Origin of the sequence: Streptomyces sp. NPDC059906 (assembly GCF_042730645.1) — a bacterium.
In the GTDB taxonomy this organism is placed as follows: domain Bacteria; phylum Actinomycetota; class Actinomycetes; order Streptomycetales; family Streptomycetaceae; genus Streptomyces; species Streptomyces rubrogriseus.
Window position 1 is genome coordinate 16438 of record NZ_JBHWKU010000046.1, and the last position, 20457, is coordinate 36894.

The following is a 20457-nucleotide window of genomic DNA, read 5'->3' on the forward strand; positions in this document are numbered from 1 at the left end:
CAGGTGCCGGAACAGGCGGAGGGAACGGCGGGAGCGCCGACGCGCGAGGTCAGGGACTTTCTGCGGCGCCACCGTGAGCAGATCGCCCAGCGATGGGCGGACGAGCCCTTGTTCCGGGCCGTGTTCACCGTCTCGCGCGACGAGGCGGTCGAGGCGGCCAAGGCCGTCGTGGACGCGCTGGCCCAAGTCGCGGACGCGGCGCGGGTCGAGGACCCGGACGCCGCCGGATTCACGGCGGTGCGCGAGCAGTTGGCCCGGATGAGCGCGGCCCGCTCGCGCGCCGGGCTGAGCACCGCGCAGGTGTCGAGCGAGCTGGCCGCACTGCGTCCGCCCGTCGAGAACCTGCTGGTGGCCGCCCTGTCCGAGCAGGCCCCGGTCGAGCACGTCCGGGACTGTGTCACCGGCCTGAACGTACTGATGGGCACCCTGCGGGTGGTGGTGATGCAGACGGCGCTCAGCGAGGGGCAGGCGCTCATCGACCGCCAGCGGCTGCAGTTGCTGGAGGTGGCCACGCCGGTCATCAAGCTGTGGGACGGCATCGTGGCCGTTCCGCTGATCGGCACGCTGGACAGCGCGCGCAGCCAGGTGGTGATGGAGACCCTGCTGGAGTCCATCGTGGAGCAGCAGGCCCGCTACGCGATCCTGGACATCACCGGCGTGCCGACCGTCGACTCGCTGGTGGCGCAGCACCTGATGAAGACGGTCGCGGCGGCCCGGCTCATGGGCGCCGAGTGCATCGTCTCCGGCATCCGGCCCGCGATCGCGCAGACCATGGTCCACCTCGGTCTGGATCTCGGTACGGTGGTCACCCGGGCGAGCCTCGCCGACGCGCTGGGGTATGTGCTGCACCAGCTCGGGGTCGGCATCGTGACGCCCGGCACGAACGGTGCGGTCGAGCGGTGAGCCAGGCGATTCCCGGGCCCCACGGGGCTCCGGTGACAGGGCATGTACCGGTGCTCCGGCTCGGTGAGGTCCTGCTGGTCACCCTTCAGGGGGACCTGCACGACAGCACGGCGCAGCAGCTCCAGGAGGATCTCGCCGAGACCATCGTGCGCAGCGGCGCCACCGGCGTGGTCATCGACGTCTCCGGCGTGGAGATCGTCGACTCCTTCCTCGGCCGGATCCTGGCCGAGATCGCCGGGCAGACCGGTCTGCTGGCGGCGCGGACGGTGCTGGTCGGGATGCGGCCCGCGGTGGCCATCACCCTGGTGGAGCTGGGGCTGACGCTGCCGGGCGTACACACCGCGCTCAGTACCGAGGTGGCCATGGAGCTCCTCAGGCAGCAGGCCCCGTCCTCCCGCTTCGGCGGCCTGCGCCAGGAGAGTCAGTGATGCACACCGCCGCGGGCTCCCAGGCCCGCCTGCCGATCCGTTCGGACATGGATCTGGTATGGGTGCGACAGCATGTGCGCCAGGCCGCCGCCCAGCTCGGCTTCGGCCTGGTGGACCAGACCAAGCTGGTCACGGCGGCCAGTGAGCTGGCCCGCAACACGCTCGTGTACGGCGGTGGCGGCACCATGGAGATGGAGTCGATCGTGGAGGGGACCACGCACGGGCTGCGGCTGACCTTCAGCGACGAGGGGCCCGGCATCCCGGACGTGGAGCAGGCGCTCAGCGACGGGTTCACGTCCGGCGGCGGGCTCGGCATGGGGCTGGGCGGCGCGCGGCGCCTGGTGCACGAGTTCGCGATCGAGAGCGCGCCGGGCTCCGGAACGGCCGTGCGGGTGACGTCCTGGGTGGGCCGGCCGCCACGCCCGCGCGAGGAGTCCTGATGCCCCGTGTGTGGGACGTCCCGGTGCACGACTCGACCCGGGTGCGGGACGCCCGGGTGGCCGCCGAGCACGCGGCGGCCGTGGCCGGTCTGGACGAGCAGCGGACGTCGGCGGCGGCGCTGGTGGCGACCGAGCTGGCCACCAACCTGCTCAAGCACGCCGCGGGCGGCCGGGTCGTCGTCGACGTGGTCGCCCCTCCCGTCCTCACGGCCGACGGGGAGCCGAGGCCCCGCGTACAGGTCGCGACGGTCGACCACGGCCCGGGGATCGCCGACGTGTCCGCCGCGCTGCGCGACGGTTTCACCACCACCGCGGGCTCCCTCGGTGCGGGCCTCGGCACCTGCGCGCGCGTCGCCGACGACTTCGACCTGCACAGTGCACCCGGCCGGGGCACGGTGGTGGTCGCCCGGATCGGCGTGTCCGAGGCACGCGCCGCCGACTCCGGGCCGGCGGCGCGGTTGCGGGCCGGCGCGGTGAACGTCCCGTTCGGCGGTGCGGAGTACTCGGGCGACGCCTGGGCCTGGGTCCGGGACAAGGGCCTCGTCACGCTGATGCTGGCCGACGGTCTGGGCCACGGCCCGGAGGCCGCCCGCGCCTCGACCGCCGCCGTCGAGGCACTGCGCGTCTCGGCCCACCTGCCGCCCGGCGAGGCGGTGCGGCGACTGGACCGGGCGCTGTCCGGCACCCGCGGCGCCGCCGTCGCGGTGGCCCAGGTCGACACGCGGGCCTCGGTGCTCCGGTTCACCGGCGTCGGCAACATCGGGGCGCGGCTGTGCGAAGGCGGTACCTGGCGGCACCTGGTGTCGCGGCCCGGCATCGTCGGCACCCACCGGCCCGCCACGCTGCGCGAGGAGGAGACGGCCTGGGCGGACGACCGGGTGCTGGTCCTGCACAGCGACGGTCTGCCGAGCCGGTGGGCGCCGACGTCCGACACCTGCCGCACCACGACCGACCCGGCGGTGACCGCCGCCGTCACGATCCGTGACGCCAGCAGCTCGGCGCGGCCCGTGCGGGACGACACCGCCGTGGCCGTGCTGGCCCCGACCCCGCCGGATGGCCCATGACCCGTACCTGGCAGATCAGCGACGTCGCCGACGCGGCGGTGGCACGCGTCGCGGCCGCACGTCTGGCGACGGCCTTCGGCGTGCCGCCCGTGGAACGCGCGCGGCTGACGGCCTCCCTCGGGGCGCAGCTGCTGCTGTGCCTGGCCAAGGGCGGCACCTGGCGGCTCGCCCTGGAGACGGGCACGGTCTCCCGCACCGCTCCGCAGGCCGCGGAGCGCGTGCTGCACGCCGTGGTGACGCCGTCGCCCGAGGCCGCTGCCGCCGGTCAGCCGCCGTGGCGGGTGACGGTGCCGTGCCCCGAGGCGGACGACGCCGTCGCCGACGCGGGCGCGGGCGCCGTGGCGGAGGACCCGGCGGAGCTGGCTCAGGCCCTGCTGGGTGCCGACGAGGACACGGCGCTGGTCCTGGAGCGGCTCACCGAGCAGGAGGGCCTGGTCGACTTCCACCGGGAGGAGCTGCAGCAGACGAACCAGGGCGTGGTGGCGCTGCACGCCGAACTGGACGCCGCCGGGCGGGCCCAGCGCGAGGCGTTCGCCGCCGAGCGCAAGGCGCGTACGGAGGCGGAGCACGCCCGGCGCAGGCTGACGTTCCTCGCGGACGCGAGCGCGGTGCTGACGGCGTCGCTCGACCATCACGAGATCGTGCGCAGGCTGCCGGAGCTGCTGGTGCCGGAGTACGCGGCCGGTGTGGACATCTGGCTGTTCGACCAGGACGGCGACCACACGGGCCCCGCCAACGCGGCCGCCGCGGTGGTCGCCGCCCGCACCGGCCGCCCGCAGTACGCCGCCGCGCATCCCGGCGGCCTGCCCGGCGTCGAGGACCAGCCGCCGTCGGCGCCGGCCCCGGACCGGCCGCTGCTGTGCATTCCGCTGCCGACGCGGCAGGCGCCGCTGGGCGTGGTGACCCTGTCGTCCCCGCCCGGGGACCGCTGGGATCCGGACGACGCCGTGATGCTGGTGGAGCTGACCCGGCGGGCCAGCATCGCGATCGACCACGCCCAGCGCTACCAGCACAACCGCGACATCGCCGAGACGCTTCAGCGGGCTCTGCTGACCGAGCTGCCGGCCCCGCCCGGGCTCGCCCTGGCCGCGCGCTATCTTCCGGCCACCCACGGGCTGAACATCGGCGGCGACTGGTACGACGCCTTCCGGCAGCCCGACGGCGGTGTCATCGCCGTGGTGGGGGACGTCACGGGGCACGGGCTGCGGGCGGCCGTGATGATGAGCCAACTGCGCACCGCCCTGCGCGCGTACGCGGTCGACGGGGGCAGCCCCGGGCAGCTGCTGACCCGGCTGCACACCTTCCTGCACCACCTGCAGCCCGACCTGTTCGCCACCGCGGTCATCGCCCGCTTCCACCCCGACGACCCGACGGTGACGTGGGCGGCCGCAGGGCATCCGCCGCCGGTGCTGCGTACCCCGGACGGAGGGGTTCGCACCCTGGACGCCAAACCCGGTGCGATGCTCGGCATCCCGATGCGCCAGGAGATCGCGGACCACACGGTGCCGATGGCGCCCGGTTCGACACTCGCGCTGTACACGGACGGGCTGGTGGAGCGCCGCGCCCGCGGCATAGACCCGGGCATCGCGCGGCTGGCGGACGCGCTCGGGTCGTTCGGTCCGGCGGAGCTGGACACGGACCTGGAGGGCTCGGCCGACGGGATCCTGCGTCCGATGCTCAGCGACTCCGAACGGGACGACGACGTGTGTCTGCTGCTGTGTCACCTGCGCGCTACGGGCTGATCGAGGCTGATCCCCGGGAAAAGTTCCGAGCGGTTCGCTCCCGCCCGGTGCGCCGCGGGCCCGGGCGGGGCATGGTGGTGATCAGGACGTGTCGCCTGCCTGCCGCACCCGGCTGGCCGAAGCGGTGCGGGCGCGGTGGCATGGACGAGGTGCGAAGCGGCGATCCACGGGCAGGCGAATGGCGTTCGCGGCAGACCGCCCCGGAGCCGCAGAAAGGGATGAACACCGTGACACGACCCAGGATCCTGGTGGTCGGCGCAGGTTTCGCCGGCGTGGAGTGCGTCCGTCGTCTGGAGCGGCGGCTCTCCCCCGAAGAGGCCGACGTCACCCTGGTGACGCCGTTCTCCTACCAGCTCTACCTGCCGCTGCTGCCGCACGTCGCCGCCGGGGTGCTCACCCCCCAGTCGATCGCGCTGTCCCTGCGCCGCAGCAGCCGTTACCGGACCCGCATCATTCCGGGCGGCGCCATCGGGGTGGATCTCGAGGCGAAGGTCTGCGTGGTGCGCACCATCACCGACCGGATCGTCAACGAGCCCTACGACTACATCGTGCTGGCGCCCGGCAGCATCACCCGCACCTTCGACATCCCGGGGCTGACCGACAACGCGTTCGGCATGAAGACCCTGGCGGAGGCCGCGTACGTCCGCGACCACGTCATCTCCCAGCTGGACCTCGCCGACGCGAGCCAGGACCCCGTGGAGCGGGCCTCCCGGCTGCAGTTCGTGGTGGTGGGCGGCGGTTACGCCGGCACCGAGACCGCGGCGTGCCTGCAGCGGCTGACGCACGCGGCCGTCAAGCGCTACACCCGGCTGGACCCGGCGCTGATCAAGTGGCACCTGATCGACATCGCGCCGAAGCTGATGCCGGAGCTGGGCGAGAAGCTCGGCCGCGACGCGCAGCGGATCCTGACCCGGCGCGGCATCGACATCTCCCTGGGCGTGTCCATCGCCAAGGCGGCGCCCGAGGAGGTCACCTTCACGGACGGCCGGGTGGTGCCCACCCGCACGCTCATCTGGACGGCGGGCGTGGTGGCGAGCCCGCTGATCGCGACGCTGGGCGCGGAGACGGTCAAGGGGCGGCTCGCGGTCACCGCCGAGATGTGCCTGCCGAACCACGACGGGGTGTTCGCGCTGGGCGACTCCGCGGCCGTGCCCGACCTCGCCAAGGGCCAGGAGGGTGCCGTCTGCCCGCCCACCGCCCAGCACGCGATGCGGCAGGGGCGGCACGTCGCCGAGAACCTCATCGCCACGCTGCGCGACCAGCCGATGCGGCCGTACGTCCACAAGGACCTGGGCCTCGTCGTCGACCTCGGCGGCACCGACGCGGTCTCCAAGCCGCTCGGGGTGGAGCTGACGGGCCTGCCCGCGCAGGCGGTGGCCCGCGGCTACCACTGGTCGGCGCTGCGCACGGGGGTGGCCAAGGCACGGGTGGCGGCCAACTGGGCGCTCAACGCGGTCGCCGGCGACGATTTCGTCCGCACCGGTTTCCAGGCCCGCAAGCCCGCCAAGCTGAAGGACTTCGAGTACACCGACGCGTATCTGACACCGGAACAGGTGCGGGACCGGGTCGCGGAGGCGGACCGGGCGAAGCCGTGACCCCCGCCCGCCCCCACCTCCCGTGACGGACCGGGGCATGACATGCTGAGAAGTGGATCTCGGCGTGAACCCGCCGGGACGTGGCTGGAACCGGCTGTGAGGGCCGGCTGTGAATCGGGAGAGTGTACGGCGGCGTGAAGGCAGCGGGACGCTCGGCGCGGACACGGCTGCGCGACCGCGTCGCCGCGTCCGACCCGGGTCTGTTGCGGCTGACGGCGGGTTTGCGGACGGTGGGCGCCATCGCGCTGACGCTGGGCGTGCTCGCCGTGTTCGGCGTGGACGTCAAGCATCTGGTCGCGGGCGCCATGGCGGCGATGGTCGCGACCTTCGCCATCCGGGAGAAGGAACCGGGCCCGCAGGCGGTCACGCTGGCGCTGGGGCTGCCCGTCGCCCTGGCCTCGGTCTCGCTGAGCACGCTGCTCACTTCGTGGGTCGTCGTCGGCGACGCCTTCTTCGTCGTCCTGATCTTCTCGGCGGTCTTCGTCCGCCGGTTCGGCGACCGGGGCACCGCGCTCGGGCTGATCGGCTTCCAGGTCTACTTCGTGTCGCTGTTCGTCGGCGGCAAGGTGTCCGGGCTGCCCGGGCTGTGGGCCGCCGTCGCCGTGGCGTTCGCGTCCAGCGCGGTGGTGCGCTTCGGGGTGGTCCCGGCGACGCCCGCGCGTATCCTCGGTCTGCTGCGGCAGGCCTTCCGGGCCCGGCTGGCCCAGCTGATCGCCACGCAGATCGAGTTGCTGGACGCCGGTCCCGACGACATCGACAAGACGCTGGAGCGCCTGCGCGAGGGCACCGCGCGCCTGCACGAGACGGCCCTGATGATCCAGTCCCGGCTGGACGAGGGCACACCCGACGCGTCCACGGCACGCCTGGTCCAGCGGCGCATCGCGGACGCGGAGATCGCCGCCGAGCGCCTCGGTCTGCTGCTGCTGACCGCGCGCAGCGCCGAGCGGGCCGACACCCTCACGCTGCATCTGCCGGGTGCGCCCGCTCCCGCGGTGGGCCACTCACCCGCACCGGGCGAGGCCACCGAGCTGCTGCGCCGTGATCTCACGGCGCTGCGCACCCTGGTGCTGCGGCCGCCCGCGGAGGCGCGCGGCACGGCCCTGTCCCACCTGCGCAACCGGCTGCTCGGCTACCGCGACGAGGAGAACCTGCCCGAGGCGACCGCGGCCGTCCAGGACGTGTTCCGCGGCGTCGGTGAGACGGCGCGCGCGGTCATGGGCCTGAGGATCGCGCTGGACGGGCCGCAGGACGAGTCCGACGACTCGCCGGCCACCGCACGTTCCCGGGAGGAGCTGGACGCCGAGGACGCGGCCATCGACGCCGGTGAGGAGGCGGCCGAGGAGGAGGAGCCGACCGGGCTGCGGCGGCCCACCACCCGCGCCGCGGTACAGGTGGCCGTGGGGTCCTCGCTGGCGATCGTCGGCGGCGAGTTCCTGTCCTCGCAGCGCTGGTACTGGGCGGTGCTCACCTGCTGGATCGTCTTCATCAACACCGCGTCGACCGGCGAGATCCTGGTCAAGGGCTACCGCCGGCTGCTCGGTACGGTGCTGGGCGTGGTGGCGGGCATCGTGCTGGCCGGTCTGGTGGGCAACCACACCTGGACCGCGTTCGGCCTGGTGCTGGTGCTGATCTTCGCGATGTTCTACACGGCGCCGCTGTCCTACACGCTGATGTCGTTCTTCGTCACCGCGATGCTCGGGCTGCTGTACACACTGCTGCACACGTACAGCATGTCGGTGCTGCTGCTGCGGGTGGAGGAGACGGCGCTCGGCGCGGCCTGCGGGATCGTGGCGGCGGCGCTGGTGCTGCCGATACGCACCGACCGGCGGACGAACGACCTCCTCGGCACGGTGCTGGAGCGGCTCACCGACGTCACGGAGGGGGCCGTCGACCAGCTCAGCGGCGGGCCCGAGGCGGACCTGCTGGACACCGCGCGGGAGCTGGACCAGGCGCTGGGCGACCTGCGGGCCGCCACCCAGCCGCTGACCCATCCGATCACGCCGCTGCGGGCCCGGCGGGACACCGCCCAGTACGTGGTGGCGCTGCTGGAGACCTGTGCCTATCACGCGCGGTCGCTGGCGGCGACGGCCGAGCTGCTGCCCACCCATCCGTCGATCGCGGCCGACCCGCGGCTGCGCGGCGCGGTGCGGCGCACGGTGCGCAACATCGAGGCGATCGCCGCCCACGTCGCGGACGAGAACGCCGGGACGCAGGTGGAGACCGGGCCGAGCATCGCCTCGCTGCTGGAGCCGGACACCGCGGCGGGCATCCCCCGGTACGGCCGCATCACGGGCCGGGTGCTGCGGCACCTGGAGCGACTGGACGAGGCCGTGGTCGGCCTCGCCCGGCCGCTGGGCGTGTCCGTCAGGGCGCCGCAGCGGTGACGGTCCCGCCCGGGTGGTGAGGGTCAGAAGTCGCTGGGCAGACCGCTCGCCTCGGCGATGCCGCGCAGCTCCTCGTTCTGCTGGTGGCGTTCCTTGAGGTAGTCGGCGATCTCACCGAGTCGTTCGGGGTCGGAGGCGGTGGTCGCGTCGGTGACGACCCGGACCGGGCCGGTCTCGTCGGTGCTGATCTCGACGACCTCGTTGTCGAGGCGTCCGGTGACTGCGGTGGCGATGACCAGTGCGGCCTCGTCCCTGATCTCCTGGGGCAGCGCCTCGGTGCTGTCCCCGTCCAGCGAGAAGTCGATGGTCGGCATCTGCTGCTCGTCGATCGCCTGGAGGACCGGTTCCACCACGCTGAGCAGCAGCTGGTAGTCGTCGCTGGCCATGCGCACGCGCAGCAGGTCGAGGTAGACGTCCACGGGACGTCCGTCCGGCGGAGGAATCTCGTGTTCGTTCATTCGCCCCGTGTTCCCCGTGCCGGGCGGCTCAGACCCTCCGCCGGCGGGCGAGGACGAACGAGAAGACGCCGAACAGCACCAGCCCCGCGGCGACCAGGGCCAGGAGCCAGGGCCCGAGCGGGGTGCGGGCGAAGGAACGGAGGGTGTCGTCCAGTCCCTTCGCCCGGTCGGGTTCGTAGGCGACGGCGGCCCGTACGGCGAAGGCGCCCGCCGCGGCGAACACGATGCCTCGGGCCGTGCCGCCGCCGACGCCGGTGACGTCGACCAGCAGCCGGGCCCGGGGGCTCAGTCCGCCGAGCTTCATCTTCTTGCGGTAGGTGCGGCGCAGCGCCTGTACGCCGATCACCACCCCGGCGACGACGATCGCGACACCCGCGGCGCCCACGAGCCACCGGCCGGCGGGCATCTCCATCACCCTGGCCGTGACGTCCCGGGACTGCCGGTCGCTGGAGCCGCCGCCGCCCGCTCCGGCCGCGAAGGCCAGGACGGAGTAGGCGACGAACGCGTAGAAGACGCAGCGGGCGGCGGCGGGCAGGCGCTTCTTCGCCTTGTGCCCGTCCTTGCCGGTGACTCCGAAGGCCGCCTCGGACAGCCGCCACAGGGCCATGCCGACGAGTCCGGCGCCCAACGCCCACAGCAGCACCGCGCCGAAGGGCCGGTCCGACAGCTCAGCCAGGGCGCCGCCCCGGTCCGCCTGCCGGTTCCCGCCGCCGAAGGCGATCTGCAGGGCCAGGATGCCGACCAGCAGGTAGATGACCCCGCGGGCGGCCAGTCCCGCCCGGGCCGCCCCCTCGGCCGCCGATCCGTTCGCCGCCCGCCGGGCGCGGCCCCGCCCGGTACGTGCCAGGTTGCCCGTGACGCCTGCGTTCATGTGGATCCCCTCCCCGACTGCGCACGCGGTGGTGCCGTCGTGCGCCCGGCTGTTTCCCGTCTCAGTCCGCCACGCCCGCGTGGGCGGCGGCATCCGGCACCGGCTCCGGCGCGTCCGCGAGGTGGCGCCGGGCCGTCTCCAGGGCCCGCCGTACGTCACGCGTGCCGGTCGACACGCAGAGCGTGTATGCAAGGTCCCGGGCCCGCGGGCCCGGTTCGCCCGCCGCGTCGGCGGGCTCGTCCACCGCGGCGGCCTCGTACTCCGCGAGGAGTCTGCGCAGCACCGCGGGGTGTGGCATCAGCATCCGTCCCGTCCCCTCCCTGTCCCTCCCCGTGTCCCTGGTGGCCCCAGTGGCCCCAGTGGCCCCTGTGTCCGTCATCAGGTGCGCGCCGGGTGGCCGGGGCGGACCGTGCGCTGCCCCATCGCCTCGTCGCGGACGCGGGCGCAGCTGCGGCTGATGAGCCGCGAGACGTGCATCTGCGAGATGCCCAGGCAGTCGGCGATCCGGCTCTGCGTCATGTCCTCGAAGAAGCGCATGTAGAGGATGGCGCGCTCCCGTTCGGGCAGTCTGCGCAGGCCCTCCTTGGCGGACTCGCGGTCGATCACCGTGTCGTACGAGGCGTCGGCGGCGCCGAGGGTGTCCGCGAGGCTGTAGCCGTCGTCGCCCGCAGACAGCTCGGCGTCCAGCGAGAGGGTGCTGAAGCTCTCCAGCGCCTCCATCCCGGCGCCGACCTCGTCCTCGCTCAGCCCGGTGTGGGCGGCGAGGGCGGCCACCGAGGGTTCGGGACTGCCCGGGCTCTGGGCGAGTTCCCGGCGGGCGACGCGCACCTTGTTGCGCAGTTCCTGGACCCGGCGGGGCACCCTCAGGGCCCACATCCGGTCGCGGAAGTGGCGCTTGACCTCGCCGGTGATGGTGGGCACGGCGTAGCTCTCGAAGGCCCCCCGTTCGGGGTCGAAGCGGTCGATGGCCTTGACCAGGCCGAGCGCCGCGACCTGGCGGAGGTCCTCGATGGACTCCCCGCGGTCCCGGAACCGACCGGCGATGCGGTGGGCCATGGGCAGCCATGCCGTGACGAGTTCGTCGCGGACGGCGTCGCGTTCGGGTCCGTCCGCCAGTCCGGCCAGGCGGCCGAAGAGGACCATGGTGTCGGGGGCGTCGTCGTGGCGGCGGCGTGCGGGGGCGGCCGAGGGGTGGGCGGGCTGGGTGGACTGGGTGGTACCGGGACGGCTGGTGGGCGTTTCTATGAGCATGCGGATCCGCTCCTGAACGGTGGTCTCAGGGACTTTCCGCGGGAATGGCACTGTCCGGGTCGTCCCCGGCACAGCCGGGGCACCGAAGCAGCCCTACCGCTCCCGCTGCTGCGCCTCCGGTCCGAAGCACGAATCTGCGACTGCCCCCGGCCCGGTGGAACAAACTCCGCTTTTCGAAAAGTCATCAGGACAGCGGAACGACCACCGTGATGCACTTGCCGCCCGAGGGAAGATCTGCCACCCGCACCTCGCGGGCCAGCCGGCAGACGATCGGCCAGCCCCGGCCGCCGAGGCGTCGATGGCCCCGGTCGTCCGTGGCCGGCACCGCCACCGGCAGGTCGTGGCTGCGGTCGCACACCGACAGGCGCACGCCCGGCCCCACGACGTCGACCTGGAAGTCGGTGATGCCGCCGCCGTGCAGGATGGCGTTGGTGGTCAGCTCCGAGGCGACGAGCACGGCGTCCGACAGGGCACACGGGTCGCACGAGGGCCGCCCGCCGGCACCGCGGCACTCGGTGACGGCGCGTTCCACCGCCGCTCGCGCGTCGGCGGGCCGGCACGGCCGGTACCGGCGGCCCGTGTCCCTGTCGCGCTGCTCGACGACGGGTTGAATCGTGTCCCTGTCACACATCGGTCAGCTCCGCTCCCTGGTCGGTCGGACGGTCCGGTCCGGCGCTGCGCGCGCCCCGCGGCCCGTCACTTTCGGCTGACCTCTGCCGGTGGGGGCAAACCTCCGGTCCTCCGTGCGGCCCACGGGCCATCCGGTCGCCCTGCGGGGGTACGCGGAGTGCATGACGGATGTTGTGGACGCGGACGAACTACTGCGCCGGATGCACCGCGCGAGGGCCTGCGCGCTGGAGGAGGGGCGGAGCTGGCGGGCGCGCAGCGAGGCGCTGCGGTCGACCGACCCGGAGGGTTCCCGGGAGGCCGCCGTACGGACGGTGGCGTACGAGGCGGTGCTGCGGGTGCTGGACGAGGTGCTGACTCCGGGCCGCAACGCGGACCGGCGGTCCCCGGCGGATTGACGCGGCGCCGGACGGGAAACCGGGTCGGCATGACAGTCGACCACCGCCGAGCACCGGTCCTGGAAGCCCTCGTCGAATACCGCCGTGCGGGACGGCTGTCGTTCACGCCGCCCGGGCACAAGCAGGCGCGCGGGGCGGACCCCGCGGTGCGCGAGGTGCTGGGTGACGCCGTGTTCCACGGGGATGTGCTGGCCACGGCCGGACTCGACGACCGGCTCACCCGGGGACGGGTGCTGCAGCGCGCCCAGGAGCTGATGGCGGACGCCGTGCACGCCGATCACACGTTCTTCTCGACGTGCGGGAGTTCCCTGTCGGTGAAGGCGGCGATGCTGGCGGTGGCGGGTCCGCACGAGAAACTGCTGATCGGCCGGGACGCCCACAAGTCCGTGGTCTCGGGGCTGATCCTGTCCGGCGTCGAGCCGGTGTGGGTCGAACCGCGCTGGGACGCGGAACGGCATCTGGCCCATCCGCCGTCCGCCGAGTCGTTCGAGGAGGCGTTCACGGCGCATCCCGACGCCAAGGGTGCCCTGATCACCAGCCCGACGCCGTACGGTGCGAGCGCCGATCTGCGGGCCGTCGCCGAGGTCTGCCACGGGCGCTCGCTGCCGCTGATCGTCGACGAGGCGTGGGGGGCGCATCTGCCCTTCCACCCGGATCTGCCGTCCTGGGCGATGGACGCGGGCGCGGACATCTGCGTGACCAGCATCCACAAGATGGGCAGCGGTCTCGAACAGGGCTCGGTGTTCCACCTGCGCGGCGATCTGGTGCCGCCCAAGCTGCTCGGCATGCGCGCCGACCTGCTGAGCACCACCAGCCCGTCGGTGCTGATCTTCGCCGGTCTCGACGGGTGGCGCCGCCAGATGGCGCTCGGCGGGCAGGAGCTGATGAGCGGCGCGCTGGAGCTGGCGGCCGGTGTCCGGGCGGCCGTCGAGGAGATCGACGGCATGCACGTCAACGACCGCGAGGACTTCTGCGGGCCTGGGTCGGCCCACGGTTTCGATCCGCTGCCGGTCGTCATCGACCTCGACGGGCTCGGTGTCTCGGGCTTCCGGGCGGCGGACTGGCTGCGGGAGCACCGCGGTGTGGTCGCCCACCTCACCGACCACCGCCGCATCGGCGCGCAGATCACCCACGGCGACGACCGGGGGACCGCCGGCGAGCTGCTCACCGCCCTCAAGGACCTCGCCCGCGCCGCCCCGGGCCTGGGGTCCGCTCCGCGCGTCGAGGTGCCGTCGCCGGCCGAGCTGCGGATGCCTCAGGTGTGCTTGCCCCGGGACGCGTTCTTCGGCCCCACCGAGGACGTGTCCCTGGACCGGGCGGCCGGCCGGGTCGCGGCGGAGATGATCACTCCGTATCCGCCCGGCATCCCGGCGGTGCTGCCGGGTGAGCGGCTGGCCGAGCCGGTCCTGCGCTATCTGCGCAGCGGCCTGGAGGCGGGGATGTACCTCCCCGACCCGACCGATCCGGCGCTGGAGACGGTCAGGGTCGTCGCGGAGCACCGCGAGTGAAACGGGTCACGTGTCGCGGTGCCGGTTTCACGGAACGCCCAGAGATGGTTTAGCGTTCATCCATACGTGGCGACGGAGTCGATCGAAATGTCCTCCGCGGTCACCGCTTACGGCCCTGGCCGGCCTCCCCCGTCCGGCCAGGGCTTTTTCACGCCCTCGCGCGCCCGTCCCCGGTTCCGGCACGGAATCCGTACGGGATCCCGCCGTCCGCCGAGGTGCTCAGCGCGGCGACAGAGACTGAAATGGGCATAGGGAAAGCCCCGGAACCGAATCGCCGGCGAGGAGCCCCGTGCCATGACCAAAGCGATCAAACTGCTGAACGCCCTCCCCCTCCCCCAGCGCGCGCGGCTCATGGAGCTGGCCCAGGAGGTCTCCTTCCCGGAGGACGACCGGATCTTCGAAGCAGGTGGCAGGGCGGACCGCTTCTGGGTCATCCGCTCCGGCGCGGTCTCCCTGACCCAGCAGGTGACCTCCGTGCAACGGGTCACGGTCGCCAGCCTCGGTGTGGGCGACCTGCTCGGCTGGTCCTGGCTGTTCCCGCCCTACGAGTGGGACTTCGGCGCCGAGGCGTTCAGCCCGGTGCGCGCCTACGAGTTCCAGGCGGCCTCCGTGCTCGACCTGTGCGAACGCGATCCCGAGCTGGGCATCGTGCTCGTGCGGTCGGTCGCGGAGATCCTCGCGCACCGGCTGGAGTCCACCCGGGGCCGGCTCATGGAGCACTACGCCCTGCACGGGCGCGGCTCCCTGTGAGCCGCCCTCAGACGCGGTAGCGGCGCAGCGCGGGCATCGCGACGGCCAGGGTCAGCATCACGGCCACGACGAGCAGGCCGCCGCCGGCCACGGCCTCCCGGGCACCGGCGGCGGAGCCCGCGCCGCCGTGCAGGACGTCGGCCAGCCGCGGGCCGCCCGCCACGACGACGGTGAACACACCCTGCATGCGCCCGCGCATCTCGTCGGTGGCGGCGGACAGCAGGATCGCCCCGCGGAACACCATGGAGACCATGTCGGCGACACCGGCCACGACCAGGAAGGCGACCGCGAGCCACAGACTGCCGCTGAGCCCGAAGCCGGTGATGGCGGCCCCCCAGACGACGACCGCGCCGATCACCATCCAGCCGTGTCGGCGGGCCCGCGAGAAGGTGCCGGAGAACAGCCCCCCGGCCACCGCGCCGATGGGGATCGCCGCGAACAGCAGACCGAGCGCGAGCCCTTCGCCGTACGGGGCGTACGTCTCGGCGGCGAGCTGCGGGAACAGGGCGCGGGGCATGCCGAACACCATGGCGACGATGTCGGCCAGGAAGGACAGCAGCAGCACCTTGTGCCGGGCGATGTAGCGGAACCCGGCCACCACCTCGCGCACGCCCGCGCGCCGGACCGCCGTGCCCGCCAGCGGCGGCAGCGCGGGGAGTTTGTAGACCGCCCACACCGTGACGCACAGGGCCAGCGCGTCGATCAGGTACAGCTCGGGCAGTCCGATCACCGGGATCAGCGCACCGGCGAGCAGCGGACCGACCACCTGCCCGGTCTGCATGACGGTCGAGCCGAGGGCGTTGGCGGCGGGCAGTTCGTCCTCGGGCACCAGGCGGGCGATGGAGGCGTTGCGGGCCGGGGCGTTGAGGCCCCAGAAGGCCTGTTGCAGCGCGAGCAGCAGCATCAGCGCTGCCACCGACGCCATGCCGGTGACCGCCTGTATCCAGAAGAGCAGCGAGGTCACCGCGATGCCGGTGTTGGTGATCAGCAGCAGCTTGCGGCGGTCCACGGTGTCGGCCACCGCGCCGCCCCACAGGGCGAAGACGATGAGCGGCAGCAGCCCGGCGAGGCTCGCGGCGCCGACCCAGGCCGAGGAGCCGGTGATGTCGTAGATCTGCTTGGGCACGGCGACCGCGGTGAGCTGGCTGCCGACGGCCGTGACGATGGTCGAGGACCACAGCCTGCGGTAGGCCGGGCGGCGCAGGGGCCGGGTGTCCATGGCCCAGCGGCGCCATCCGCGCTGCCGCGTCCCGTCCGGCGCCGTGGCCTTCGCGTCCGGTCCGGTGCCGCTGTCGCTGCTGCTCTCGCTGCTGCTCTCGCTGGTGTCCACGCGCTTCCTACATGCTCGGTACATCTTTCGGTTGCGGGGATCACTATCGCAGCTTCGTTCGAGCCCATCGGGACGCGTGCGGCCGGATCCGGCCCGCTCAGGCCCCGGCGACGAGGGAGACACCGAGGACGATCATGGTGGCGGCCACCAGTCCGTCGAGGACCCGCCAGGCCGCGGGCCGGGACAGGAAGCGGCCCAGGTAGCGGGCGCCGAAGCCGAGCGCGGCGAACCAGACCAGGCTGGCGGCGGCGGCTCCGAGGCCGAAGGTCCAGCGCAGCGGCCCCCGGTCGGCGGCGACGGAGCCCAGCAGGAACACGGTGTCCAGGTAGACGTGCGGGTTGAGCCAGGTCAGCGCCAGGCAGGTGAGCACGGCCCGGCGGCGCGAGCCCGCGGCGTCGCCGTCCGCCCGCAGCGCCCCGGACGGCCGGAACACCCGCCGGGCGGCCAGGGCGCCGTAGCAGAGCAGGAAGGCGCCGCCGATCCAGCCGACTGCGGTCAGCGCGCCCGGCCAGGCCACCACCACGGCGCCGACCCCGCCGACACCCAGGGCGATGAGCACGGCGTCGGACAGTGCGCAGATGCCGACCACGGCGAGCACCGCGTCGCGGCGGGCCCCCTGACGCAGGACGAAGGCGTTCTGGGCGCCGATGGCGACGATGAGCGAGAGGCCGGTGCCGAAGCCGGCGGCGGCCGCCGTGAGGGCGCTGTTCATGCCCTCGACGCTAAGTGGACGATCACCGGACGTACAGCTAAAGATTCTTACGTACCATTAGCCAGTGTGATGACGACATGACGCCGACCCTCGCGGATCTGCCGCTGGACCAGGTGCGCACCCTGCTGGCCGTCGTGGACGAGGGCACCTTCGACGCGGCCGCCGCCGCGCTGCACGTGACGCCGTCCGCGGTCAGCCAGCGGGTGAAGGCACTGGAGCAGCGCACCGGCCGGGTGCTGCTGCTGCGCACCAAGCCGGTGCGGGCGACCGACTCCGGAGCCGTGCTGGTGCGGCTGGCCCGCCAGGTGGCGCGGCTGGAGCGGGACGCCTCGGCCGAGCTGGGCCTGCGGGAGGAGGGCGAGCCGACCCGGGTGACGGTGGCGGTGAACGCCGACTCGCTGGCGACCTGGTTCCTGCCCGCCCTCACCCGCATCCCCCGGGAGCCCGCCCTCTGCTTCGAACTGCGCCGGGAGGACGAGGGCCACACGGCGACGCTGCTGCGGGAGGGCGTGGTGATGGCGGCGGTGACGTCGTCGCCGGAACCGGTGCCGGGCTGCACGGTCCGGACGCTGGGCCGGATGCGCTATCTCCCCTGCGCCGCCCCCGAGTTCGCCGCCCGGCATCTGGACGCGCCGCCGCGGGAGGCGGTCGCCGACGCCCCGGTGGTGGTCTTCGACCGGCGGGACGACTTCCAGGACTCCTTCGCGCGCCGGCTCGGTCACGGTGGCGCAAGCGCCGCACGGCACTACGTGCCGACCTCGGAGGGCTTCGTCGAGGCGGTCGCCGCCGGGCTGGGCTGGGGCATGGTCCCGCAGCCGCAGGCCGACCCCCTGCTGCGCACCGGCCGGCTCGTCACCTTCGCGCCGGACCTCGCGGTGGACGTCACTCTGTACTGGCAGCAGTGGAAGCTCGACTCCCCGGCGCTGGCCACGGTGGCGGACGCGGTGGCGACGGCGGCCGCGGACGCGCTGAGCCAGTAGGCGCACGGCGACGGACACGGCAACTCACGAGCGGCACGCCGGTTTCGCCCCGCGGTCGACAGGTCACCCGCAACGGAGTAAGCCATGCACGAGGGCGCGAACGCTACCGATCGCAGGTGACTTTGATGGACAACTGGCGCGAGCACGCCGCATGCCGGACGGAGGACCCCGACCTCTTCTTCCCGATCGGCACCACCGGTCCGGCCGCTCTGCAGACCGAGCAGGCCAAGGCGGTCTGCCGGACCTGTCCGGTTCAGGAGCAGTGTCTGCGCTGGGCGCTCGACACCGGGCAGACCCTCGGCGTCTGGGGCGGTACCAGCGAGCTGGAACGCCGGGCGCTCAAGCGGCGCGAGGCCGCGCGCCGGAGGTCCGGCTGACCCTCGCCGCCCGAGCCGGAGACAGCCTGGCGCGGGCACCGTCGGCCGTCGGAGGACCGGGGGCGAGGGCTCGTACGAGGGGTTCGCGCGCGGGTACGAGGCGGAGCTGAGCGCGCCGGAGGCGAGCGAACTCCTCGACCGGGTACGGAAGTCGGCCGCGGCGGGCGACGTCACGCTGCCGACCGCGGCCGGGTCCCCCGGCGAGAGCCACGCCGCCGTGCTGCTCCGTCTCCTCGACGAGGTGTGAGGGCGCGGAGCCGTCGGCCGGCGGGTCGGCCGCTCAGGCGGTCTGCCGTGCCGCGGCCCGGCCCGCCGCCCGTCCGGAGAACAGGCAGCCGCCGAGGAAGGTGCCCTCCAGCGCGTTGTACCCGTGCACCCCGCCCCCGCCGAAGCCGGCCACCTCACCGGCCGCGTACAGGCCCTCGACGGGGGCGCCGTCGGCGTCCAGGGCGCGGGAGTCGAGGTCGGTCTGGATGCCGCCGAGGGTCTTGCGGGTGAGGATGTGCAGCTTGACGCCGATCAGCGGACCCGCCGCGGGATCGAGGATGCGGTGCGGGGTGGCGACCCGGCCGAGACGGTCACCGATGTAGCGGCGGGCGTTGCGGATGCCCTGCACCTGGGCGTCCTTGGCGTACGGGTTGGCCAGCTGCGAGTCGCGGGCCTCGATCTGGCGCCGGAGCGCGGCGGCGTCCAGGAGTGGCTTGTCGGTCAACCTGTTCATCTTCTGCACCAGTTGCTCCAGGTCCGGCGCGGTCACGAAGTCGGCGCCGCGCCGCAGGAAGGCGTCCACCGGGCCCGGGGCTCCCTTGCCCAGCAAGCGTTCGCGCAGGAAGCCGGCGCGGTCCTTGGCGGTGATGTCGGGGTTCTGCTCGGAGCCGGAGAGCGCGAACTCCTTCTCGATGATCTTCTGGGTGAGGACGAACCACGAGTGGTCGTGTTCCGCGAGACCCTCGGCCGTGCGCAGGTGGCGCAGGGTGCCGAGGGTGTCGTAGCCCGGCAGGTACGGCTCGGGCAGCCGGCGGCCCAGCGCGTCGAACCACATCGAGGACGGGCCCGGCAGGATGCGGATGCCGTGGCCGGGCCAGACCGGGTCCCAGTTGCGCACGCCCTCGGTGTAGTGCCACATCCGGTCCCGGTTGACCAGACGCGCGCCCGCCTCGGCGCTGATACCGAGCATCCGTCCGTCGACGTAGGCGGGGACCCCGGTGACCATCTCGGCGGGCGGGGTGCCCAGGCGCTCGGGCCAGTGGCGGCGGACGATGTCGTGGTCGGCGCCGATGCCGCCGGAGGTGACGATCACGGCCTGTGCGGTGAGTGCGAACTCTCCGGCCGCGTCGCGGTTGGAGGCGACGCCGCGCGGTGAGTCGTCCGGGGCGAGGACCGTGCCGCGCACCCCGCGCACCGTGCCGTCCCCGACGACCAGGTGGTCGACGCGGTGGCGGTGGTGGAAGGTGAGCAGTCCGTCGCGCGCGGCCTGCTTCGCGTACCGCACGAAGGGCTCGACGACCCCCGTGCCGGTGCCCCAGGCGATGTGGAAGCGGGGTACGGAGTTGCCGTGGCCGCCCGCCCTCAGGTCGCCGCGCTCGGCCCAGCCGACGGTGGGCAGGAAGGTGATGCCGTGCCCGGCCAGCCAGGACCGCTTCTCCCCCGCCGCCCACTCGACGTACGCCCGTGCCCAGCGCACCGCCCAGGAGTCCTCGTCCTCGGTCCGGTCGAATCCGGCGCTGCCCTGCCAGTCGTTCCAGGCCAGGTCGAGGGAGTCCTTGACGCCGAGCCGCCGCTGCTCCGGGGAGCCGACGAGGAAGAGGCCGCCGAAGGACCAGAAGGCCTGCCCGCCGAGGTTGGCCGCGTTCTCCTGGTCCACCAGGGCGACCCTCCTGCCCCGGCTGGTCAGCTCGTGGGCCGCGACCAGGCCCGCCAGACCCGCTCCGACCACGATGACGTCGGCATCCATGGCGACCGTCCCTTCCTGTTGTGTCGGTGACCCTGTGGTCAGTGACGCGTGCTGCCGTCGGTGAGCAGCGCGGTGAGCAGCTGTCCCAGCCAGACCCGGGCGCCCGCGACGTCCCGGTCCAGGAGCAGTTGGACGGTGACCCCGTCGTACGCGGCGACCACCGCGGGCGCGGCCTCCTCGGCGTCGCCGGGCACGGCGGGCGGGGCGGTGTGTCCACGGGCCCGGGCGAGCCGGTCGGCGATCACCCGCCTGAGGCGGGCCCGGTGCTCCAGCAGGGTCCGGGCGACCTCGGGGTCGCGGGCGGCGTGCACCAGGAAGTCGGTCTTCACCAGGAGCCAGTCCCGGTCCAGGAGCAGCACCTCGGTGACGCGCTCCACGGCGGCGGGCACGTCCAGGCCGGGGCCGTCGGCGGCGAGTGCGGTGGTCACCTGTTCGGCGATCAGGTCGGCCCGTTGCTCGTAGAGGGCGAAGAACAGCTCGTCGAGACTGCCGAAGTTGGAGTAGAAGGCACCCCGGCTGTACCCGGCGGCCTCGCAGACCTCCTCGATCGACACCCGTCCGAAGCCCTTGGCGGCGAACACCGCGAACGCGGCGTCCAGGAGGTTCGCGCGGGTGCGCACGCGCCGCCTGGTCACCCGCCCGGTGGTCGCCTTCGCCGTCATGTCCGGACCCTTCGCTCGGTTCG

General features: G+C 73.6%; 21 protein-coding genes and 1 pseudogene. 13 read left to right on the forward strand and 9 right to left on the reverse strand.

What is annotated here, in order from left to right; genetic code table 11:
- The first annotated feature begins 3 nt into the window (after window positions 1-3).
- The 7 genes from ACFV9J_RS37635 (at window position 4) to ACFV9J_RS37665 (ending at window position 8556) form a co-directional block, all read left to right on the forward strand.
- A complete protein-coding gene (locus tag ACFV9J_RS37635; protein ID WP_385362287.1) occupies window positions 4-903 on the forward strand; it encodes an STAS domain-containing protein in 900 nt (299 codons plus the stop codon).
- Window positions 900-1331 carry an STAS domain-containing protein gene (locus tag ACFV9J_RS37640; RefSeq protein WP_385362289.1) on the forward strand — a complete coding sequence of 144 codons (432 nt, stop codon included), beginning with the start codon at window positions 900-902 and terminating at the stop codon, window positions 1329-1331. The genes ACFV9J_RS37635 and ACFV9J_RS37640 overlap by 4 nt, the downstream gene beginning before the upstream one ends.
- Window positions 1331-1771 carry an anti-sigma regulatory factor gene (locus ACFV9J_RS37645; protein WP_385362291.1) on the forward strand — a complete coding sequence of 147 codons (441 nt, stop codon included), beginning with the start codon at window positions 1331-1333 and terminating at the stop codon, window positions 1769-1771. Before ACFV9J_RS37640 ends, ACFV9J_RS37645 begins: the two co-directional genes overlap by 1 nt.
- Window positions 1771-2835, forward strand: coding sequence for an ATP-binding SpoIIE family protein phosphatase (locus tag ACFV9J_RS37650; RefSeq protein ID WP_385362293.1), 1065 nt, complete (start codon window positions 1771-1773; stop codon window positions 2833-2835). Before ACFV9J_RS37645 ends, ACFV9J_RS37650 begins: the two co-directional genes overlap by 1 nt.
- Window positions 2832-4577, forward strand: coding sequence for a PP2C family protein-serine/threonine phosphatase (locus ACFV9J_RS37655; RefSeq protein WP_385362295.1), 1746 nt, complete (start codon window positions 2832-2834; stop codon window positions 4575-4577). The genes ACFV9J_RS37650 and ACFV9J_RS37655 overlap by 4 nt, the downstream gene beginning before the upstream one ends.
- 218 nt (window positions 4578-4795) lie before the next feature.
- Window positions 4796-6172, forward strand: coding sequence for an NAD(P)/FAD-dependent oxidoreductase (locus ACFV9J_RS37660; RefSeq protein WP_385362297.1), 1377 nt, complete (start codon window positions 4796-4798; stop codon window positions 6170-6172).
- Between the two features lie 134 nt (window positions 6173-6306).
- A complete protein-coding gene (locus ACFV9J_RS37665; RefSeq protein ID WP_385362299.1) occupies window positions 6307-8556 on the forward strand; it encodes an FUSC family protein in 2250 nt (749 codons plus the stop codon).
- A gap of 23 nt (window positions 8557-8579) precedes the next feature.
- Here ACFV9J_RS37665 and ACFV9J_RS37670 read toward each other — a convergent pair whose 3' ends face one another.
- The 5 genes from ACFV9J_RS37670 to ACFV9J_RS37690 form a co-directional block, all read right to left on the reverse strand.
- A complete protein-coding gene (locus tag ACFV9J_RS37670; protein WP_385362301.1) occupies window positions 8580-9014 on the reverse strand; it encodes a hypothetical protein in 435 nt (144 codons plus the stop codon).
- Between the two features lie 28 nt (window positions 9015-9042).
- Window positions 9043-9885 (reverse strand): DUF1206 domain-containing protein, encoded by an 843-nt coding sequence (locus ACFV9J_RS37675; protein WP_385362303.1) that lies wholly within the window; start codon window positions 9883-9885, stop codon window positions 9043-9045.
- Window positions 9886-9946: 61 nt separating this feature from the next.
- Window positions 9947-10189: a DUF5133 domain-containing protein gene (locus tag ACFV9J_RS37680; RefSeq protein WP_385362305.1), complete on the reverse strand. Its 243-nt coding sequence runs from the start codon at window positions 10187-10189 to the stop codon at window positions 9947-9949.
- A 74-nt stretch (window positions 10190-10263) separates the two neighbouring features.
- Window positions 10264-11136 carry a SigB/SigF/SigG family RNA polymerase sigma factor gene (locus tag ACFV9J_RS37685; RefSeq protein ID WP_385362307.1) on the reverse strand — a complete coding sequence of 291 codons (873 nt, stop codon included), beginning with the start codon at window positions 11134-11136 and terminating at the stop codon, window positions 10264-10266.
- 184 nt (window positions 11137-11320) lie between these two features.
- The gene (locus ACFV9J_RS37690; RefSeq protein WP_385362309.1) at window positions 11321-11767 is read right to left on the reverse strand and encodes an ATP-binding protein; all 447 of its coding nucleotides are present in this window, start codon (window positions 11765-11767) and stop codon (window positions 11321-11323) included.
- 160 nt (window positions 11768-11927) lie between these two features.
- Here ACFV9J_RS37690 and ACFV9J_RS37695 point away from each other — a divergent pair, with 160 nt between their 5' ends.
- The 3 genes from ACFV9J_RS37695 (at window position 11928) to ACFV9J_RS37705 (ending at window position 14419) form a co-directional block, all read left to right on the forward strand.
- Window positions 11928-12161 carry a hypothetical protein gene (locus tag ACFV9J_RS37695; protein ID WP_109028938.1) on the forward strand — a complete coding sequence of 78 codons (234 nt, stop codon included), beginning with the start codon at window positions 11928-11930 and terminating at the stop codon, window positions 12159-12161.
- A gap of 29 nt (window positions 12162-12190) precedes the next feature.
- Window positions 12191-13669, forward strand: a complete 1479-nt coding sequence (locus ACFV9J_RS37700; protein ID WP_385362311.1) for an aminotransferase class I/II-fold pyridoxal phosphate-dependent enzyme — start codon at window positions 12191-12193, stop codon at window positions 13667-13669.
- Window positions 13670-13963: 294 nt separating this feature from the next.
- Window positions 13964-14419, forward strand: coding sequence for a cyclic nucleotide-binding domain-containing protein (locus ACFV9J_RS37705; RefSeq protein ID WP_385362313.1), 456 nt, complete (start codon window positions 13964-13966; stop codon window positions 14417-14419).
- A 7-nt stretch (window positions 14420-14426) separates the two neighbouring features.
- On the opposite strand, the gene ACFV9J_RS37710 is transcribed toward ACFV9J_RS37705, so the two are convergent.
- Window positions 14427-15773, reverse strand: coding sequence for an MFS transporter (locus ACFV9J_RS37710; RefSeq protein WP_385362315.1), 1347 nt, complete (start codon window positions 15771-15773; stop codon window positions 14427-14429).
- A gap of 73 nt (window positions 15774-15846) precedes the next feature.
- Window positions 15847-16461 carry a LysE/ArgO family amino acid transporter gene (locus ACFV9J_RS37715; protein ID WP_385362317.1) on the reverse strand — a complete coding sequence of 205 codons (615 nt, stop codon included), beginning with the start codon at window positions 16459-16461 and terminating at the stop codon, window positions 15847-15849.
- A 77-nt stretch (window positions 16462-16538) separates the two neighbouring features.
- Here ACFV9J_RS37715 and ACFV9J_RS37720 point away from each other — a divergent pair, with 77 nt between their 5' ends.
- The 3 genes and pseudogenes from ACFV9J_RS37720 to ACFV9J_RS37730 form a co-directional block, all read left to right on the forward strand.
- Window positions 16539-17441, forward strand: coding sequence for a LysR family transcriptional regulator ArgP (locus tag ACFV9J_RS37720; protein WP_385362319.1), 903 nt, complete (start codon window positions 16539-16541; stop codon window positions 17439-17441).
- 125 nt (window positions 17442-17566) lie between these two features.
- Window positions 17567-17818 carry a WhiB family transcriptional regulator gene (locus ACFV9J_RS37725; RefSeq protein ID WP_003971835.1) on the forward strand — a complete coding sequence of 84 codons (252 nt, stop codon included), beginning with the start codon at window positions 17567-17569 and terminating at the stop codon, window positions 17816-17818.
- Between the two features lie 55 nt (window positions 17819-17873).
- Window positions 17874-18065 (forward strand): annotated as a pseudogene (locus tag ACFV9J_RS37730) (DUF488 family protein); the annotation flags it as partial.
- Between the two features lie 33 nt (window positions 18066-18098).
- On the opposite strand, the gene ACFV9J_RS37735 reads toward ACFV9J_RS37730, so the two are convergent.
- Both ACFV9J_RS37735 and ACFV9J_RS37740 read right to left on the reverse strand, forming a co-directional pair.
- Window positions 18099-19772 carry an FAD-binding dehydrogenase gene (locus ACFV9J_RS37735; protein WP_385362321.1) on the reverse strand — a complete coding sequence of 558 codons (1674 nt, stop codon included), beginning with the start codon at window positions 19770-19772 and terminating at the stop codon, window positions 18099-18101.
- A 38-nt stretch (window positions 19773-19810) separates the two neighbouring features.
- Entirely contained in the window at window positions 19811-20434 is a 624-nt protein-coding gene (locus tag ACFV9J_RS37740) for a TetR/AcrR family transcriptional regulator (protein WP_385362323.1), read from the reverse strand.
- Between the last annotated feature and the right edge of the window lie 23 nt (window positions 20435-20457).

Bases quoted from the DNA above. Each gene is read 5' to 3' on its own strand.
- ACFV9J_RS37725 (WP_003971835.1), top strand. From the start codon at position 17,567: ATGGACAACTGGCGCGAGCACGCCGCATGCCGGACGGAGGACCCCGAC.
- ACFV9J_RS37690 (WP_385362309.1), bottom strand. From the start codon at position 11,767: ATGTGTGACAGGGACACGATTCAACCCGTCGTCGAGCAGCGCGACAGG.
- ACFV9J_RS37645 (WP_385362291.1), top strand. From the start codon at position 1,331: ATGCACACCGCCGCGGGCTCCCAGGCCCGCCTGCCGATCCGTTCGGAC.
- ACFV9J_RS37670 (WP_385362301.1), bottom strand. From the start codon at position 9,014: ATGAACGAACACGAGATTCCTCCGCCGGACGGACGTCCCGTGGACGTC.
- ACFV9J_RS37655 (WP_385362295.1), top strand. From the start codon at position 2,832: ATGACCCGTACCTGGCAGATCAGCGACGTCGCCGACGCGGCGGTGGCA.
- ACFV9J_RS37680 (WP_385362305.1), bottom strand. From the start codon at position 10,189: ATGCTGATGCCACACCCCGCGGTGCTGCGCAGACTCCTCGCGGAGTAC.
- ACFV9J_RS37735 (WP_385362321.1), bottom strand. From the start codon at position 19,772: ATGGATGCCGACGTCATCGTGGTCGGAGCGGGTCTGGCGGGCCTGGTC.
- ACFV9J_RS37710 (WP_385362315.1), bottom strand. From the start codon at position 15,773: ATGTACCGAGCATGTAGGAAGCGCGTGGACACCAGCGAGAGCAGCAGC.
- ACFV9J_RS37660 (WP_385362297.1), top strand. From the start codon at position 4,796: ATGAACACCGTGACACGACCCAGGATCCTGGTGGTCGGCGCAGGTTTC.
- ACFV9J_RS37715 (WP_385362317.1), bottom strand. From the start codon at position 16,461: ATGAACAGCGCCCTCACGGCGGCCGCCGCCGGCTTCGGCACCGGCCTC.
- ACFV9J_RS37695 (WP_109028938.1), top strand. From the start codon at position 11,928: ATGACGGATGTTGTGGACGCGGACGAACTACTGCGCCGGATGCACCGC.
- ACFV9J_RS37685 (WP_385362307.1), bottom strand. From the start codon at position 11,136: ATGCTCATAGAAACGCCCACCAGCCGTCCCGGTACCACCCAGTCCACC.
- ACFV9J_RS37705 (WP_385362313.1), top strand. From the start codon at position 13,964: ATGACCAAAGCGATCAAACTGCTGAACGCCCTCCCCCTCCCCCAGCGC.
- ACFV9J_RS37720 (WP_385362319.1), top strand. From the start codon at position 16,539: ATGACGCCGACCCTCGCGGATCTGCCGCTGGACCAGGTGCGCACCCTG.
- ACFV9J_RS37740 (WP_385362323.1), bottom strand. From the start codon at position 20,434: ATGACGGCGAAGGCGACCACCGGGCGGGTGACCAGGCGGCGCGTGCGC.
- ACFV9J_RS37650 (WP_385362293.1), top strand. From the start codon at position 1,771: ATGCCCCGTGTGTGGGACGTCCCGGTGCACGACTCGACCCGGGTGCGG.
- ACFV9J_RS37700 (WP_385362311.1), top strand. From the start codon at position 12,191: ATGACAGTCGACCACCGCCGAGCACCGGTCCTGGAAGCCCTCGTCGAA.
- ACFV9J_RS37675 (WP_385362303.1), bottom strand. From the start codon at position 9,885: ATGAACGCAGGCGTCACGGGCAACCTGGCACGTACCGGGCGGGGCCGC.